Below are 17,960 nucleotides of genomic sequence, written 5' to 3' on the forward strand. Positions count from 1 at the left end.
ATGCACATAACTGAAACCGCCATCGCGGGACTACTCATCATCGACCTCGACGTGCACGGGGACAATCGCGGCTGGTTCAAAGAAAATTGGCAGCGGGAAAAGCTCACCGGTCTCGCGCCCGAACTCGCGAGCTTTCAGCCGGTGCAGAACAATATTTCCTTCAACCACGCCGGCGCTACCCGCGGGCTGCACGCCGAACCTTGGGACAAACTCATCTCGGTGGCGCAGGGCAAGATTTTTGGTGCGTGGTGCGACCTGCGCGAGGGGTCGGAGAGCTTCGGCGAGGTTATTACCCACGAGATTGGGCCGGAGACGGCGGTGTTTGTGCCGCGAGGCGTCGCCAATGGCTTTCAAGCGCTGGAGGATACCTCTTATAGTTACCTGGTCAATGAGCACTGGTCTGCCGAGGCGCGCTATGCCGCGGTGAACCTCGACATCGTGGACTGGCCACTAGAGCCCACCGAGATTTCGGAGAAAGACAAGCAGCACCACAGCCTCGAAGAGGTGAGCCCGATGCCCGCCCGGCGCATCCTCGTCACGGGTGCGAATGGGCAGTTGGGGAGGGCGCTGAAGCGCCTGCTTGGCGACGCCGAATTCTGCTCCCACGCCGACTTCGACATCACCAATCCGCCGGAGCGAAATTGGAAGCAGTACTCGACCATCATTAATTGCGCGGCGTACAACGACGTCAACGGCGCCGAAAACGACCGCGCCGCTGCCTGGGCCGTCAACGCGGAAGGGCCGGCAAAGCTGGCACGCATCGCCGCAGAAAACCAGATCACGCTGGTGCATGTCTCGAGCGACTATATCTTCGATGGGGCGAACGAAGTCCACACCGAGGCGGAGTTGCCGTCGCCGCTCAGTGCGTACGGGGCGTCGAAAGCCGCGGGTGATACCGCAGCACAGACCGCGCCGCAGCACTACGTCATTCGCACCTCGTGGGTCTTTGGCGATGGGGAAAATTTCATGTCCACCATGCGCCGGCTGGCTAATAAGGGCGTGGAGCCGAAGGTCATCCATGACCAGCGTGGCCGCCCCACGTTTGCCGAGGACCTAGCCAAGGGCATCGTGCACCTGCTCAAGTCCGACGCGGACTACGGCGTGTATAACCTATCCAATTCGGGCGATACCGTGGGCCGCGATGAGATTGCCATGGCGGTATTCATCGGGCTCGGCCACGATCCGTCCGAGGTCACGCCAGTGACGACCGAGCAGTACCGCGAAATCGCGGGACCGGAGGCGCCGCGGCCCAAGGAATCGACGTTTGCGCTGGATAAAATCGAGGCCACCCGCTTCAAGCCGCAGAATTGGCGCGCGGCCCTTGCCCTGTACCTAGCGCTCTACCCGGAGGATTAAATGAAAGGCATCATCCTGGCCGGCGGTTCCGGCACGCGGCTCTACCCGATTACCAAGGGCATCTCGAAACAACTCATGCCCATCTATGACAAGCCGATGATTTACTATCCGCTGACCACGCTCATCCAGGCGGGTATTCGGGAAATCCTCATCATCACCACCCCGGAGGATGCGGGTGCCTTCCAACGCCTCTTTGGTGACGGCTCCCAGCTCGGACTCATGATCGATTATGCGGTCCAGCCGCGGCCGGAGGGGCTCGCGCAGGCCTTCTTGATTGGCGAGGATTTTATTGGAGACGATAGCGTCGCACTGGTGCTCGGCGATAATATCTTCCACGGCTTCGGCGGCGAGCTCACCCACTGCCAGGATCCGGAGGGTGGCATCATTTTTGCTTACGAGGTCTCGGATCCGCAGCGCTACGGCGTGGTGGAATTCGACGCTGCGGGGCATGCGCTCAGCATCGAAGAGAAGCCGGAGGTTCCACGGTCGAATCACGCGGTGGTGGGCTTGTATTTCTATGACAACTCCGTCGTGGACATTGCCAAGGGCATCCAGCCCAGCGGCCGCGGCGAGCTGGAAATCACGGCGGTTAACGAGGAATACCTGCGCCGCGGCGAGCTGAATGTCCAGCGCCTGCACCGCGGTAGCGTCTGGCTCGATACCGGCACGGTGGACTCCATGAGCGAGGCTTCTGCCTATGTTGAGGTGATGCAAAAGCGCACCGGGATCGTTATCGGATCGCCCGAGGTTGCTGCCTATGAGGCGGGCTTTATCGACCGCGCCCAGCTAGAAGCACTCGCCGAGCCGCTGCTTAAGTCCGGCTACGGCGAGTACCTGCGGGCGTACTAACGGCTAGTAACCGCGCTCGATGTATTCGTCGAGGCGTGCGGCTTCGGCACCCACCGTGGTGGCGTCGCCATGCCCCGGCAGGACCTTGGTGTCCTCCGGCAGGGTGAAGACCACGTTCTTCAGCGACTCGATGATCACATCGAAGTCGGAGTACTTGCGGCCAGTGGCACCAGGGCCGCCATTGAAGAGCGTATCGCCCGACAGCAGCGTCTCGCCCACGTGCAGCACCACGCAGCCCGGCGAGTGACCAGGGGTGTGGTAGACCGTGATTTTCTCGCCGCCGATATCGAATTGACCGCGATCCGCCAGCGGCGTATACGGGGCATCGCCATTGGACTCCTGCCACAGCATGTCATCGTCCGGGTGCAGATAAACCTCGGTATCGAAGCGCTTGGCGGCCTCGGGGGCGAGCTCGCAGTGGTCATTGTGCGCGTGGGTGAGCAGGATGCCTTCCACGTGGCGATCGCCTACCAGCTCCGCTACGGCATCGAGATCGTGAGAGGGATCCACCACATAAACATTGGAGTCATCGCCCACGACGTAGACGTTATTATCCACGTCCCACTCGCCGCCGTCGAGGCGGAACTTGCCAGAAGTAACCGTGCTATCGATGCGCATTAGAACTCCACCACCGAACGCAGGACCTTGCCGGACTTCATGGTGGCGAAGGCCTGCTCGACGTCGTCAAGCGCAATGCGCTCGGAAACGAACTTTTCTAGCGGGAAATTGCCGGCCTTGGATAGCGCTACATAAGCGGGGAAATCGCGCTCCGGGAGGCAATCGCCGTACCACGCTGGCTTGATGGAACCGCCGCGGCCGTAGAGGTCGATGGCGGGAATGTCCACGTGGTCGGTGAGGTTTGGCACGCCCACCATGACCATGCGGCCGGCGTGGTCGCGGGAGTAGAAGGCCTGGCGCCAGGTGGGCTGGATACCCACGGCGTCGATGGAAACATCGGTACCGAAGCCGCCGGTGAGCTCGCGGACGGCGTCGATGACTTCCTGTTCCGACAGGTCCTTGGAGCAGATAGTATCGGTCGCGCCGAATTCGCGGGCGGTTTCCAGCTTGGATTCGTCAATGTCCACGGCGATGATCTTTGCCGCGGCCGCCAGCTTGGCGCCTGCAATGGCGGCCATGCCCACGCCGCCGCAGCCGAAGACGGCAACGGACTCGCCGAGCTGGATGTCACCGGTATTCACGGCTGCGCCGAGGCCCGCCATGATGCCGCAGCCCAACAAGCCTGCAGCGGCTGGGTCAGTGTCTTCCACCTTGGTGCACTGGCCCTCGTGGACCAGGGTCTTTTCCGCGAAGGAACCGATGCCCAGCGCAGGAGTGAGCTCGGTGCCGTCCTCGAGGGTCATCTTCTTCGAGGCGTTGTGGGTATTGAAGCAGTACTTTGGCTCGCCCTTCTTGCAAGCGCGGCACTCGCCGCATACGGCGCGCCAATTCAAAATGACGAAGTCGCCCTCCTCCACGTGGGTGACCGCAGAACCTACGGTCTCCACCACGCCTGCGGCCTCGTGGCCGAGCAGGAACGGGAAGGCGTCTTCAATATCGCCATCGCGGTAAGCAAGGTCGGTGTGGCATACGCCGCAGGCCTGCACGCGCACGATGACGTCATTAGGGCCGGGGTCGGGGACAACAATATTGACGGTTTCGACTTCCGCGCCCTTGGAACGGGCAATAACAGCTTTTACAGTCATGCGCCCGAGCATACCGATATTTTCAAAATCGGCACATTAATGAAAATATTTTTTAAGAGCGAGCGATGACGTTGGCCGTATGCTCGTGGCCGCGCTGGTTCATGTGGATGGGCAGGTTGCCGTCGCCTGCGCTAAAGTCCACTAGACCAGCCCACATGCGCTGGTTTGCATCGGCGCACATGCCGTTATTGCGGGTGGAAGGTTTCATATCCAAGAACTGCACGCCGGTGCGTGCCGCCAGGTCCACCTGCATCCACTGTGCCTTATTCTCAAAGTCCTGGATTGGCGGCAGGAAGGTGGAATCGGCCGGGCGCGGGCCGAAGTGGAAGAGGCAGTAGTACGGGCCAGAACCGATAGTGGGGTAGCCAACGATCTGCACGCGCGCATTCGGAGCCGCACGCTTAATGCGCTCAATCTGCGGTGCGGTATGGTCCGCGAACTGCTTGCGAATCTGCGACAGGTTGAGCTCGCGGTGGTTATAGGTGTCATTGAAACCGGTAGTGATTACCACACGGTTGGTAGCCGGAGTCAGCGCGCCGGTACGGATGGCCGCATCCACCTGCTGGAAAATCTGCGGGCCGCGGGACATGGACACGGCGCCGGAGCAGGAGAAGTCCCGCACCGGAAGGCGCAGCTTGGCACCGGCACGCTTGGCGTAGTTATTGGAGGTCGGGCAATCCACGCCCACACCCTTAGAGGGATCGTAACGGTGGGCGAAGTAGGAGCCGGCATCTGGATCCGCGAGGACGGAATCGCCGAAGGCTACTAGGTTGCGCTCCGCGGCGGTGGCCTGCGGCGCGACTGCCACGCCTACGACGGCCAGCGCGGACGCCACCACGGAGAGGACTTTGAGCTGCAGAGATTTCATGAGATCCTTTTCTAGAAACACCAGTAACTTCAGGTAACTGTAGTCACTTCTGTAATTTCGAGTTGGCGGCTACACCGCGCGCCTCTCTCACGAGATCGTCCATGGTTACCTTTTTGTTATCTTCGCTTTTTGGAGCTACCCCAACCGTGAATTTTTCTGATTTCACATTCCACGCTGCAGCCCTCGGCCGGTTCGTGCCGGCGCTTCTTAACGCCGGACTCATCAGCCACCAAGGCGGCGCGAAGGCCCAGCTCAACCTGCTGCCGAACCTGGCCCGCTACCGCTTTACCACCGCACGCGAGATCGAGCAGGGCTACCTTGCCTGTCCGGAGCGCTTGGCGCTTATCGACGACGACGGCACCCTCACCTACCGCCAGCTGCGCACCCACACGCAGGGCTTCGCCCGCTACCTCCGCTCGCTGGACCTGCCCGAGATTCGCCTCGGCGTCATGGCGCGCAACGGCCGCGGCATCATCATTCCGCTCGGCGCCAAGGGCTATGTGGGCGCTTCTATTTACCTGCTCAACGTAGGCTCCTCCCCGGAGCAGCTGGCCGGCTGCATTGAGGAAAACGGCATCAATGTGCTCGTCGTGGATGATGAATTCATCGACCGCGTGGACACCGATATCCCCGTAATCATCGCGCACGATACCGGGGCTAGCGAGCTGCCGAAGTTAGACAAGATTGTGAAGAATCCACCGGCCGTGGAGCTGCCGCGCTTCCCCAAGCACGGCCCGATCGTGCTCATGTCCTCCGGCACCACCGGCATTCCGAAGGGCATTGTGCGGCCGGAACCGACCCTGCCGGTAGTGCTGGCCTCCATCGTGGATACCATTCCATGGCGCGCCGACCAGCGCCTGCAGATCACCGCCTCCATCTTCCACACCTGGGGATGGGCCTGCATCAATATCGCACTCGGACTGCGCAATACCATCGTCACCCGCCGCGTATTCGACGCGGAGCAGGTGCTTGACGATGTCCAGCGCTACCGCCTCGATGGCATGATTTCCTCCCCCATCTTCTTTAAGCGCCTAGTGGAGCGGGACCCAGCCGGTGAGTTCGATACCTCGAGCCTGAAATTCATCGCCTCGGCCGGCAATGCGCTGACTCCGGAGGTGGTCAAGGAGACCAATGAGCGCTTCGGCGCCATCCTATGCAACGTATACGGATCCACTGAGCTCGCGCTCGCGACGACCGCCACCATGGATCAGGTGGCCGCCAACCCCACCATCGCCGGGCGCGTGGCCTCGGGCACGAAGCTGCGCATCCTCGATAAGGAGGGCCACCCGGTTCCGCGCGGCGAGGTGGGAGAGATCTACCTGACCAACTCCACTGCGATGACCGGCTATACCAACCCGAACCTGCGGCTCAATAAGGTGGACGGGCTCATTTCCATCGGCGATTTGGGCTACATCGATGAGCACGACTTCCTGCACGTGGTCGGCCGCGCCGATGACATGATCATTGTCGGCGGCGAAAACGTCCACCCGCAGTCCATCACCGAGGTCCTCGAGGCCATGCCCGGCATCCACGAGGTCCATGCCGGTGGCGTGGAGGATAGCGAGACCTTCCAGCGCATCGCCGTGTGGGCGGTGCCTACTGCCGACGCCACCGGAAAGGCCCTCACGGCCGACGCCATCCGCGAGTGGGTCCGCACCAAGCTCGCCGATCACTCCGTGCCGCGCGATGTGCACTTCCTATCCCAGCTGCCGCGCAACGCCACCGGCAAGGTGGTCCCGCGCCTACTGCACAACCACGGCGAGGCTTAACGCTCTGCACCCACTGCCGTGCCCACAACGGCGAAAGGCCGCAGGCTAGATAACCTGCGGCCACTGTGGAGCCGCCTGCGAGAATCGAACTCGCGACCTTTTCATTACGAGTGAAATGCTCTACCGACTGAGCTAAGGCGGCACGCTGCTTGGCATATGCCAGTGCAGCAAGAGAAAGTTTAACCTAGGGGCGCCGCGGAATAGAAATCGGCCCCGACTACGCACCCGCTTATAGGCACGCGCGACGCAGTCGGCCCACCAACCCGTCGAAGGCAATCTGCGTGCCGACGTTTTGTGTGAGCTGCTCGCGGCACAACGTGATGGCGGCCTGGCAGTCCAGCAGACCTTCCTCACTCACGCGTTGCGCTAGCTCGCCAGAAAGACCGGCGAAGTCCGGGTGGGTCAGGTCCACCTGCGCGCCAACTTTCTGCATGAGCGCATCGCGGTACACACCGGAGAGATCGATAAGAACTAAGTCCAAGTTGTCGATAACTCGGCGTTTCGCTCGCTTCTTGTGTTGGTCCTGCAGATCCTTAATGGCGGATCGGGCATCGCGCTGCGCTTTAGCCGCGCCTTTGCCCTTCGCACCTACGCCGAGGGTCTGCTCCAGCTTCGCCAGTTCGGCTTCTTCTTGTTCCTTATGCGATTCCTTCGCTTCCGAATCGACCAATTTCAGCAGCGAGGTGACCGCCTGGAAGCCTTGGGAGCCGTGGAAGACCTCTTCTGCCAGGTTGATGGCCACCGCGCGGCGCTTTTGTACCGCCGGGTCGTTGACGAGGCGTCGCGCCCTGCCGACGTGGCGGAGGGAGGTGAGGGCGGCCAAGTGGGCGTCGTGATCCGAGGCGCCCTCGCTGACCAGCTGGGCGGTAATGCTCTCTACGGACGGGGAAGGAATGTAGAGGTGGCGGCAGCGCGAGCGGAGGGTCTGGGAGAAGTCCTCGGGGGCGTCGGAAGGAGCGCACATGATGATCACTGTGCGCGCCGGCGGTTCTTCCACGGTCTTGAGCAGGGCATTCGCACCGTTATTATTGAGGCGGTCGGCATTGTTGAAGATCACTACGCGCCAGGGCGCCACCGTGGGCAGGCTCGCGGCGCGGCCGATGACCTCGCGCACCGTATCCACCGGAATGATGACTTCCTGCGGGTCCACCAGCACCAAGTCAGTATGCTGCTTCGCATCCAGCACCGCCTGGCAGGCCTCGCACCGGCCGCAGCCCGGCTCTTCCGGGTCCGTGCACATGAGTGCGGCAGCAAAATCGAGGGCGGCCAGGGATCGGCCGGAGCCCGGCGGGCCGGTAAATAGCCAGGAATGGCTCATTGCCCGCGGGTCTGCCCCCGGCATCCCCCGAGCTGCCCGAGCGGCATCCAGGATGGTGCGGGCCACGCCTGGGGTATCTGCCAATCTTTGCGCAACGCTTCCGGTATTCACTCGCCCTAGCCTACTGGTCTTACTAAAGTATGAAGACATGAACAGACTATTGCGCGGCGCACGATGGCTCATGGGAACCCAATGGCCGGTCTACGCTGCCTTAGTCCTCGGTGCGAACCTCATCGGCGCCATCGCGATCATGACATTCGTTCTCTATTTCCTTCCCATGCCGGAAATCGAGGACTTTGCCGCCGAGCTGCCGAGCTTGATGGGTGTCGCCGCGGTGTACCTCATCTTCGCCGTGATTATCGGAATTGCCGTTACCCTGCTGCTCTTCCGCCCGGTGCTGGACTGGCAGCGCAACCCAGACGAACACGATCCGAATATGGTGCGCAACCTCGTGCTGCGCATCCCCGTCTACCAATCCGCAGTAGCGGCCGCGGTATGGCTCATCGGCATCATTTTGGCCGTGGTCATTTCCGCGCGGGAGTCCGGCAGATTGGGGCTTGTCGTAGGCGTATCCGCTACCCTGGCTGGCTTGGTGGTTATCATCCTGACCTACCTGCAGGCAGAGCGCCTCGTGCGCCCGGTTGCCGCCCAGGCGGTGGCACGGCGCTTTGAGGATTCCACGCTCGAGCCCCCCATCAAATACCGCCTGATATCCACCTGGCTGATGACTTCCGGGGTGCCGCTCATCGGCATCCTTCTGGCGCTGATTGCCCAGCTCACCGGGCTTTTCCCTGGAACCGCCGATGATCTTGTTCCCGCCATTACCGCCTTGGCGCTTACCGCTCTGGCTACCGGTTTTATCGGCACCAGCTTTGCGGTGATGAGCGTCGTGGACCCGATTGTGGAGCTACAGAACGCCATCAATCGGGTGCGCCGCGGTGAGACCAATGCCGAGGTCGATATCTATGACGGATCCGAGCTAGGCGTGCTGCAGGCCGGTTTTAATGAAATGATGCGTGGCCTGCGGGAGCGCAACCGCGTGCGCGATATTTTCGGCCGCTACGTCGGCAGCGAGGTGGCCCAACGTGCGCTGGAGGAACGCCCAGAATTAGGCGGAGAGGACCGCAAAGTAGCGGTGCTTTTTATTGACGTCATCGGTTCCACCACGTTTGCCGTTAACCACTCCCCCGAAGAAGTTGTGGAGGAGCTCAATAAGTTCTTCGAGCACGTCGTCAAGGTGGTACACCGCAATAAAGGAATTATCAATAAATTCCAGGGCGATGCAGCCCTCGCTGTCTTTGGCGCTCCCCTCAACGTTTATGATTCCACCTCCATGGCCCTGCAGGCCGCCCGCGAGCTACGCGGCGAATTGCGCGGACTCGAGTTGCAAGCCGGCATCGGCGTGGCCGCGGGGCACGTTGTCGCCGGGCACATCGGCGGCGCCGATCGCTTTGAATACACCGTCATCGGTGATGCCGTCAACGAGGCCGCGCGCCTGACCGAGCTGGCCAAGGACACCCCGGGCCAAGTATTGACCAACGCCGCCACGCTCAAAACCGCTAACGAGGCCGAGCAGGCCCGCTGGACTATGATGAAATCCATTGAGCTGCGCGGCCGTCACCGCATGACCCAGCTGGCTCGCCCTATCCGCGCTACCCTGGCAGAACGTTCCGAGGTATAACGAGGTTTTTAAGTGAGCTCAGCTCCCCGGCCCCGCATGATCGTGCCCGATGTGGCGCGCGGCATGGCCCTTCTAGGCATCGCCATGGCCAATATGACCACGGCGTGGATCATCACCACCGACCGGCCAGCAAGTTATTTCGGCGGCATCATCGATGGCAGCGTGTGGGATAAGGCGGCCGTCGTCTTCGCCGCCTTCTTTGTCCACAACCGCGGCCTGCCCATGTTTTCCACCCTGCTGGGTTTTGGCGTGGGGCTCATCGCGCTGAGTCTGTGGCGGCGCGGGTTTCCGGTGCAGGGGGCGCGCAGGGTCATCGCCAAGCGCTATGCCTTCTTGGCGGTGATGGGAGCGGCGCACATGGTGCTGCTGTTTTGGGGCGACATCATGTTCTTCTATGGCGTGGCCGGAATCGTGATTGCATTCCTGCTGCGCAAGCGGGATTCCTCCCTCATGCGCGTGGCCTATATTCTATTCGCACTATGCGCGCTGGGCGGGATTGTGGCCTTCATTTCCGGCGCGCTGGATCCCCTCGGCGTGGTGGCCACGGAGGGCATCGGCACCATCGAGTCCTACCCCGATTTGCTGCTCAGCCAGCTTGTCACCCTAGGCAGCCAGGCCTTGGCCACGCCGATCATTTTATTGATGTACCTGCCCGTCATGCTGGTGGGCTTTGTGTGGGCGCGCCAAGGCGTGCTTGCCGACGTCCCTTCCCACCGCCCCACCCTCCTGCGCTGGGTGGCCGTCGCGGTGGTCATTACCGTGGTTATCGGTACCTTGTGGTCTCTGAGCACGCTTGGGGTCATCGAGCAGCGCTGGGCGAATGCAGCCAATAATGCCAACTCTTTCCTCGGCGTCTTCACTGGCCCCGGCATCCTGGCCGGGCTCGCGTTGGTGCTGCAGCCAGTACAGGAGCGACTTTCGGCCGGGGCACCGCTGCCCGCAGTGTTATGGCCCTTTGCGGCGCTGGGCAAGCGCTCCATGAGCGGCTATGTGGGGCAGTCCATCCTCTTTTTCTGCCTCGTGCACCCGTTTATGCTGAACTTCGGTCACGAGCTGGGGGCCTTCGGCCAAGCGGTGATGGCCTTCGCGGTGTGGTTGGCCACTCTCATCTTCGCCTGCGTGCTGGAGGCCTGCGGCCGCCGCGGCCCCTTCGAGGCGGTGCACCGCCGCCTTTCCTATGGTCCGACGATGCAGCCGCAGTTACCGGGTGCGGTGAAGGCCGTCAATCAGCAGCAGATGGCCGATAACTAGGGCGCCGGTTTCGGCCGCGCACACTAGCCGCGCCTTGTGCTTGCGCTGCTTCAGCGCCGCACGCAAGGCGGTTAGCCCCTCGGCCGCGACGAGCACATTAGCGCCGTGACTCATGCCTTTGCCGGCGTCGGTGCGCAGCACTGGGTCGCCCGCCAGCGCCGAGGTGGCAAGCACGGCCGCGCCACCCACTGCCACTGCGGCGGACGTCGGCTGGCTACGGGTAGCGGCAACGCCCGCACCCCATGCGGCCGCGCGCAGGCCCCAGCCCAGGGCATCGTTGCGCGCGCCGCGGCGATACAGGCTCCAGGCATAGGCGGCGTGGTTCGCCGTTAAAGCCGCCACGCCCAGCGCCGAAGGACGAGTCAGGGTGCGGGCCTTTTCCACTTGGGCGATGACCCCGGCTAGGATACCGGCGCCAACGGCGGGGTCTTCGCGGACCGAGGCGATAAGCTGCGGCTGTGCGCTGATATCGGATACGGCGCGCCGCAGGGCCGCAGCGCCTTCCTGGGTGCGGGCAAGAAAATCGTTCATGCCCGCCACCTTACGCGGTTATTTCTTGCGCGAGCCGGCCTTCACCACGTTCTTCGTGCCGGGCGATGGTTTCTTGGTTGCCTTCTTGCCGGCCTTCTTCGTGGACTTTTTGGTGGCCTTCTTAGTCGTCTTCTTCTTGGTCGTCTTCTTAGAGGACTTCTTGGTGGACTTCTTCTTGGTTTCGCCGGATGCTTCCTTGGCGCGGCGCTCGGAGAGGAGCTCGTTCGCACGGGCGTCGGTAAGCTGCTCTGGATCATCGCCGCGGCGCAGGGAGGCGTTGGTGGTGCCGTCGGTGACGTACGGGCCGAAGCGGCCATCCTTGACGGTCATGGGCTTGCCGGAGACGTCATTATCGCCCAGCTGCTTGATCGGCGGCTGGGCCGCGGCGCGGCCGCGACGCTTCGGCTCGGCATAGATGCGGCGGGCCTCGTCCAAGGTGATGGTGAAGATCTGCTCTTCCTTGGCCAAAGAGCGCGAATCGGTCCCCTTCTTCAAGTACGGGCCGTAGCGGCCATTTTGGGCGGTGATCATCACGCCGTCGTCCTCGCCCACCTCGCGCGGCAGGGACAGCAGCTGGAGGGCTTCTTCGAGGGTCACCGTAGAGGGTTCCATCGAGCTAAATAGCGAGGCCGTACCCGGCTTCAGCTTGTTCTCGATGTACTCCTTGACGCGCTTTTCCTTCTGCTTCGCGGCAGTTTTGGTTTCCCAGTTCTTAGCGCGCTTGCCTTCCTCGGCGCGTTGCTTGTCTTCCTCGGCACGCTCCTTGGCGACGACCTCTTCAGCCTCACCCTCGGCCTTTTCCCGCTCATCATCGCGGACCACCTCGGTGACATACGGGCCGAAGCGGCCCTCCTTAGCCACAATCATGCGCCCATTTGCCGGGTTTTCACCCAGTTCGCGGCCGCCCTGTGGGGTGGCAAAGAGTTTTTCCGCCAGCTCCTCGTTCAAGCTGTCCGGAGTGACGGTTTCAGAGAGGTTAGCGCGCTGGTACTCGATGCTGCCGTCGTCATTGGTGCCGACGGCGCGCTCGATATACGGGCCATAGCGGCCCACACGGACGAAGACATCGCGGCCCTCGGTATCGGTGTAAAGGCGCAGGGAGTTGACCTTGCGGGCATCGATGGCTTCTAGGTTGACGTCGATAAGCGATTTCAAGCCACCGTGGCGGGCAATGGAGGCCGCCTTTTGCTCGTTGGCCTCGGCGTTGCCGAAATAAAAGCCATTGAGCCAGGCGGTGCCGTCCTCGATACCGGTAGCAATCTGGTCCAGCTCATCCTCCATAGAAGAGGTGAAGTCATAGTCGACCAGCTCGGTGAAGTTCTCCTCCAACAGTCCCACGACGGCAAAGGCAACCCACGATGGCACCAGCGCATTGCCGCGCGAGACCACATAGCCGCGGTCCTGGATGGTCTTGATAATGGACGCATACGTGGACGGGCGGCCGATACCCAAGTCCTCCATTTTCTTGACCAAGCTGGCCTCGGTATAGCGCGCCGGCGGGTTGGTGGAGTGGCCCTCGGCGGAGACCTCCTTGGCGTTCAGGGCGCGACCCTCTTCCAAATGTGGCAGGTGGGTCTCGCCCTTCTTGTCACCCTTGGCGTCATCTGCGCCATAGGCCTTCAGGAAGCCCGGGAAGGTAATGGTGCGGCCGGTGGCGGAGAATTCCACGTCATAGCTGCCATTATCCGTGGTAGCCGTGCCGGCCACGGTGACCTTCATGGAGGTTCCCTTGGCATCGGCCATCTGGGAGGCGACGGTGCGCTTCCAAATCAGGTCATAGAGCTTAAACTCCTCCGCATCCAACTGGCCGGAAAGCTGGCCCGGGGTGGCGAAGGTCTCGCCAGCCGGGCGGATGGCCTCGTGGGCTTCTTGGGAGTTTTTCACCTTGCGGTCATAAACCCGCGGGGAGTCGGAGACATACTCTGCGCCATAGATGCTGGTGGCGGAGTTGCGCGCAGCTGATAGGCCCTGCTTGGACAGCGAAGTGGAGTCAGTACGCATATAAGTAATGTGGCCGTTTTCGTACAGGCGCTGCGCAATGCGCATGGTGCGCTCGGAGGTAAAGTGCAGGCGGCGGCCGGCCTCCTGCTGCAGCGTAGAGGTCATAAACGGCGCATAAGGCTTGCGCGTATAAGGCTTGTGCTCGACACCAGCGACCTGCATGTCCGCGCCGCTCAGTGCGGTTTCTAGCGCCTTGGCCTGCGGCTCGGTGATGACGATGACGTCTTTGCTCTTCACGTTTCCGCGGTCATCAAAGTCGCGGCCCAGGGCCACGCGCTTGCTATTGACGGCTGTGAGGCGGGCGTCGAACGTAGCGGGATTATCCGCATCCGCAGCGCCGGTATCTAGCGTGGCGGCTAGATCCCAATAATCCGCGGGGATGAACGCCATGCGCTCGCGCTCGCGCTCGACGATGACGCGGGTAGCCACCGACTGCACGCGGCCGGCAGAAAGCCGCGGCATGACCTTCTTCCACAGCACCGGGGAGACCTCGTAGCCGTAGAGACGGTCAAGGATGCGGCGGGTTTCCTGGGCGTCGATAAGGTTGTAATCCAGATCGCGCGTATTATCCGCCGCCTCCAGGATGGCCGATTTGGTGATCTCGTTGAACACCATGCGGCGTACCGGAACCTTGGGTTTTAAGACCTCAAGCAGGTGCCAGGCGATGGCCTCGCCCTCGCGGTCGGGGTCTGTTGCGAGGTAGAGCTGATCGCACTGCTTCAGTTTGGACTTTAGGTCCGCGACTTTCTTCTTCTTATCGGGGCTCACCACATATAGCGGGGCGAAGTCATCCTCCGGGTTCACGCCGAGGCGCGCCCAGGATTCCTTCTTATACTTAGCCGGTACGTCCGCAGCGCCGCGGGGAAGATCGCGGATGTGGCCTACGGAGGCCTCCACGATGTACTTATCTCCGAGGTAAGGCTGAATCTTCTTCGCCTTCGTCGCCGACTCGACGATCACCAAGGTCTTTCCCGGCCCGGCTGCTTCTGCCACTTCGACTTCATCCCTTTCGATGATGCGAACAATAAGGTATGCACGCTTTCAGCAATCGCCCCTAGCGTACACAGTTGATCTGTGTTTCCTTTCTCGCACCATATACGCGGTTCTGCCAAAAGGTCGTTTTCAGGGGCACTATGTACCCCCACGGAACGGGTCTATACTGGCCTACTTAGAATGCCCAGTAACTGTGAAAGCATTGTGGGGCACGATAGCACACCTAAGCCGACACCCGGGGAGGATTCATGGTCGACACAATCACTATGTGGATCGAAACCGTCATGTCCACAGAGTGGATCTACCCGCTGGTCGCCGCGCTGATCTTTGGTGACTGCTTCTTCCCCGTCCTGCCGTCAGAAATCCCGCTCAATATGGCCGGCGCCTGGTCCGGCTCGCAGGGCTTCCCCCACCTGCCCACCATGTTCTTCGTGGCGCTCATCGCCGCCATGATGGGCGATAATCTCTGTTTCCTGCTAGGCACGCGGTTTATGCCCTTGCTTAAGCGCGTGCCAAAGGGATCTAAGGCCTACGAAGGGCTGAACTGGGTCAAGCGGAATATGCGCCGCGGCGGAGGGGCCGCCATTATTATCGCCCGCTTCATCCCTTCAGCACGCTTGTTTATGACCATCCTGCTGGGGTCCATGAGGTTCCCATGGATCGTCTTTGTTTTCTTCGACACCATCGGCGTCGCCCTCTGGGCTGGCGAGGCGCTGGCCATTGGTTATCTCGGCGGCATGGCCTTTTCTAATTCGCCAGTACTCGCCGTGGTGGTCAGCATCATCGCAGCCATCATCATCGGCGTGGGCCTGCAGAAGCTGCAGAATAAGTTCACCGAGTGGTGGGATACCCGCCGCGGCTACGCCGAGACGCCGTAGCGGGGAGAACAGGCCGCCTAGATGACGGACACGGACTGAGCCTGATCGCCCTTCGGCCCGGTGCCTACCTCGAAGGTAACCTGCTGGTTTTCCTCTAGGGTGCGAAAACCGCTGCCCTGAATCTCGGAGTAGTGGACGAAGATATCGCCGGCGCCATCCGCGCGCTCGATAAAGCCGTAGCCCTTTTCAGAGTTAAACCACTTAACGGTTCCTTGTGCCATGGTGTGCAGTCCTTTTCTTGCTTATCGGTGCAGCGATTCCGCACCAAGGGGGTTCGGTAAATGCGTCCTTTAGCAGTACCTTAAAGTGTAAACACCGCACCAAGACATCATTGGCCTTATATCAGTGTGACACGTTCCACGCCAAAGCGATAGACCAAACCCACAAGGGGGTAAAAATTGTCTCACCCGGAAACAGATAATCCCCTGGGAACAGAGCTCCTCGAATTCATCCAGCGCCGCCTCGATGAGTCCACTCTCACCTTTCACACCACCCTGCCCCCTCAGCGCACCCAGTATGCGCAGTGGCCGGAGTGGGTACTGCCGCAGTTGCGGGAGAAGCTGGTAGAAGGGGGCGTCGGCAAGCTGTATCGGCACCAGGCTGAACTCGCACAGGCCGCCTGGAAAGGCGAGGATGCGGTGATTGCTACCGGCACTTCTTCAGGAAAATCCCTGGGCTACCAGCTGCCCATTTTGAGCCGGCTGGCGCAGGAGCCGACCGCTTGCGCGCTGTATCTCACCCCCACTAAGGCACTGGGTTCGGATCAGCTGCAGGCGGTGCTGGAGCTGTGCCGGGGGATTCCGGCGCTCAAGGGTGTGGTGCCCGCGCCCTATGACGGCGATACGCCGCAGGAATCCCGCGCGGGTGTGCGCGATCATTCGCGGTTCATTTTTTCCAACCCGGATATGGTGCATATGTCCCTGCTGGCCGCGCATGCCCGGTGGGCGCGGCTGCTGCGGCACCTGGAATTCATCGTCATCGATGAATGCCATTCCTACCGGGGCGTATTCGGCGCCAATGTGGCGCTCGTGTTGCGGCGGCTGCTGCGCTTGTGCGCGCACTATGGCTCGCGGCCGACGGTTATCTATGCCTCGGCCACCATGAAGGACCCGGGCCGGCATGCACAGCGCCTCACCGGCCGGCCGGCCCGCGCAATTACGGAGGACACCGCCCCCACCGGTGCGCGCACCGTAGCCCTGTGGGAGCCAGGCTTCATCGAGGGCGCCGAGGGTGAGCACGGGGCGCCGGTGCGCCGCGCCGCCACCACCGAAGCGGCCGAGATGATGGCCTCTTTCATCGCCGAGGGTGCGCGCACCATGACCTTCGTGCGTTCGCGCCGCTCGGCCGAGGTGGTGGCCATGCGTGCGGCCGAGGTGCTCTCCGGTAGTTTGGGCCGGCCCGATTTTGCCCAGCGCATCGCCGCCTACCGCGCGGGTTACCTGGCCGAGGACCGCCGTGCATTAGAGCGCGCGCTTGACGACGCCTCCTTGCTCGGCGTCGCCACCACCTCCGCGCTCGAGCTGGGCATCGACGTCGGTGGGCTCGATGCCGTGGTCACGGCCGGCTTCCCGGGGACCGTCGCCAGTTTTTGGCAGCAGGCCGGGCGCGCCGGCCGCCGCGGGCAGGGCTCGCTCGTAGTACTCATCGCCCGCGATGAGCCGATGGATACCTATCTGGTCCACCATCCCGAGGCGCTGCTGGGCAAGCCGGTGGAGGCCAGCGTATTCAACCCGGCCAATCCCTATATCCTCTTCGGCCATGTCTACTGCGCTGCGGTAGAAAAACCACTGGATGATGCCACGATTGCTGCCTGGGGAGCCCAGGACGTGGTCCATCAGCTGGCCGAGTCTGGCCTGCTGCGCCACCGCGAGCGCGGGTGGTTCGCCGTACCCATTCCTGCCCACTCGCCGGAGGAACTCTCCCCGGAGACGGCGCATACCGCCGTTTCCTTGCGCGGCGGGTCAGGCGAGGAAGTGATGATCGTGGATTCTTCCGACGGCCGCCTGCTCGGCACCATCGATGCCGCTCGCGCCACCAGCCAGGTGCACCCCGGCGCGGTGTACCTGCACCAAGGCGAAAGTTTTGTCATCGAGGAACTCATCCTCAGCGATTACCTGGCGCTCGCCCGCCCCGAGGCCCCGGATTATTCGACGACCCCGCGCTCCACCACGGATATCCGCATCCTGCGCGAGGCCGATAACCTGGTCAATTATTCCCCGGGCCTGTGGGTAGCCGACGTGGAGGTAGAGGTCACCGATCTCGTCACCGGTTACCAAGTGCGGCTTGCCGATGGCACCATTGGTGACGACATCCCCCTCGATCTCCCCGAACAGCGCCTGGTTACCCGAGCCGTGGCCTATACCATCGATCCGCTGGCACTTTCCGCCATGGGCGTGACGGCCTCCGATACGCCCGGCACCCTACACGCGGCCGAGCACGCCGCCATCGGCTTACTGCCGCTTATCGCCACCTGCGACCGCTGGGATATCGGCGGCGTATCCACCGCACTGCACCCCGATACCCAGCTGCCCACCGTTTTTGTCTATGACGGCCATCCGGGCGGTGCCGGCTTTGCTGAAGAAGGCTTCCGCCGCTTCCCCGAATGGATAGAGGCCACCTTCGAGGCGGTGCGCTCGTGTCCTTGCGAATCCGGTTGCCCGTCGTGCGTGCAATCACCGAAGTGCGGCAACGGAAATAATCCGCTCAGCAAAGATGGTGCTATCAAGCTACTCGGCGCGCTGGTCACCATGACGCAGGGCTAG

14 protein-coding genes and 1 tRNA gene are annotated in these 17,960 nt (G+C 62.3%); 7 read left to right on the forward strand and 8 right to left on the reverse strand.

Annotated elements, in window-relative coordinates; genetic code table 11:
* Positions 1-1,356: a sugar nucleotide-binding protein gene (locus I6I12_RS11550; RefSeq protein ID WP_200288339.1), complete on the forward strand. Its 1,356-nt coding sequence runs from the start codon at positions 1-3 to the stop codon at positions 1,354-1,356.
* Positions 1,357-2,205, forward strand: coding sequence for a glucose-1-phosphate thymidylyltransferase RfbA (gene rfbA / locus I6I12_RS11555; protein WP_023020440.1), 849 nt, complete (start codon positions 1,357-1,359; stop codon positions 2,203-2,205).
* Positions 2,206-2,208: 3 nt separating this feature from the next.
* Here rfbA and I6I12_RS11560 read toward each other — a convergent pair whose 3' ends face one another.
* Genes I6I12_RS11560 through I6I12_RS11570 form a run of 3 tightly spaced genes read right to left on the reverse strand, consistent with a single transcriptional unit; the run spans position 2,209 to position 4,776 of the window.
* A complete protein-coding gene (locus I6I12_RS11560) occupies positions 2,209-2,823 on the reverse strand; it encodes an MBL fold metallo-hydrolase (protein ID WP_023020439.1) in 615 nt (204 codons plus the stop codon).
* Positions 2,823-3,908, reverse strand: coding sequence for an S-(hydroxymethyl)mycothiol dehydrogenase (locus I6I12_RS11565; protein ID WP_023020438.1), 1,086 nt, complete (start codon positions 3,906-3,908; stop codon positions 2,823-2,825). Before I6I12_RS11565 ends, I6I12_RS11560 begins: the two co-directional genes overlap by 1 nt.
* 52 nt (positions 3,909-3,960) lie before the next feature.
* Positions 3,961-4,776, reverse strand: a complete 816-nt coding sequence (locus I6I12_RS11570; protein WP_200288340.1) for a GDSL-type esterase/lipase family protein — start codon at positions 4,774-4,776, stop codon at positions 3,961-3,963.
* Positions 4,777-4,877: 101 nt separating this feature from the next.
* Between I6I12_RS11570 and I6I12_RS11575 the strand changes: the two genes are divergently transcribed.
* On the forward strand, positions 4,878-6,545 hold the full coding sequence (locus I6I12_RS11575) for an AMP-binding protein (RefSeq protein WP_396130027.1): 1,668 nt from the start codon (positions 4,878-4,880) through the stop codon (positions 6,543-6,545).
* Between the two features lie 66 nt (positions 6,546-6,611).
* Here the strand turns inward: I6I12_RS11575 and I6I12_RS11580 are convergent.
* Positions 6,612-6,687: transfer RNA gene (locus I6I12_RS11580), tRNA-Thr, on the reverse strand.
* An 87-nt stretch (positions 6,688-6,774) separates the two neighbouring features.
* Complete coding sequence (locus I6I12_RS11585; protein ID WP_396130028.1) at positions 6,775-7,974, reverse strand: DNA polymerase III subunit delta'; 1,200 nt, start codon at positions 7,972-7,974, stop codon at positions 6,775-6,777.
* A gap of 37 nt (positions 7,975-8,011) precedes the next feature.
* Between I6I12_RS11585 and I6I12_RS11590 the strand changes: the two genes are divergently transcribed.
* Complete coding sequence (locus tag I6I12_RS11590; RefSeq protein ID WP_200288343.1) at positions 8,012-9,544, forward strand: adenylate/guanylate cyclase domain-containing protein; 1,533 nt, start codon at positions 8,012-8,014, stop codon at positions 9,542-9,544.
* 12 nt (positions 9,545-9,556) lie between these two features.
* Positions 9,557-10,795 carry a DUF418 domain-containing protein gene (locus I6I12_RS11595; RefSeq protein ID WP_234288133.1) on the forward strand — a complete coding sequence of 413 codons (1,239 nt, stop codon included), beginning with the start codon at positions 9,557-9,559 and terminating at the stop codon, positions 10,793-10,795.
* Here I6I12_RS11595 and I6I12_RS11600 read toward each other — a convergent pair.
* Entirely contained in the window at positions 10,745-11,326 is a 582-nt protein-coding gene (locus tag I6I12_RS11600) for a hypothetical protein (RefSeq protein WP_200288344.1), read from the reverse strand. The genes I6I12_RS11595 and I6I12_RS11600 overlap by 51 nt on opposite strands.
* 18 nt (positions 11,327-11,344) lie before the next feature.
* Positions 11,345-14,320: a type I DNA topoisomerase gene (gene topA / locus I6I12_RS11605; RefSeq protein WP_200288345.1), complete on the reverse strand. Its 2,976-nt coding sequence runs from the start codon at positions 14,318-14,320 to the stop codon at positions 11,345-11,347.
* A gap of 248 nt (positions 14,321-14,568) precedes the next feature.
* Between topA and I6I12_RS11610 the strand changes: the two genes are divergently transcribed.
* A complete protein-coding gene (locus I6I12_RS11610; RefSeq protein WP_023020430.1) occupies positions 14,569-15,198 on the forward strand; it encodes a DedA family protein in 630 nt (209 codons plus the stop codon).
* Positions 15,199-15,215: 17 nt separating this feature from the next.
* Here the strand turns inward: I6I12_RS11610 and I6I12_RS11615 are convergent, their stop codons facing one another.
* Positions 15,216-15,419, reverse strand: a complete 204-nt coding sequence (locus I6I12_RS11615; RefSeq protein ID WP_086588724.1) for a cold-shock protein — start codon at positions 15,417-15,419, stop codon at positions 15,216-15,218.
* 177 nt (positions 15,420-15,596) lie between these two features.
* Here I6I12_RS11615 and I6I12_RS11620 point away from each other — a divergent pair, with 177 nt between their 5' ends.
* Positions 15,597-17,960, forward strand: a complete 2,364-nt coding sequence (locus I6I12_RS11620; RefSeq protein WP_200288346.1) for a Zn-binding domain-containing protein — start codon at positions 15,597-15,599, stop codon at positions 17,958-17,960.

It is taken from the genome of Corynebacterium kefirresidentii (assembly GCF_016599755.1).
Lineage (GTDB): Bacteria > Actinomycetota > Actinomycetes > Mycobacteriales > Mycobacteriaceae > Corynebacterium > Corynebacterium kefirresidentii.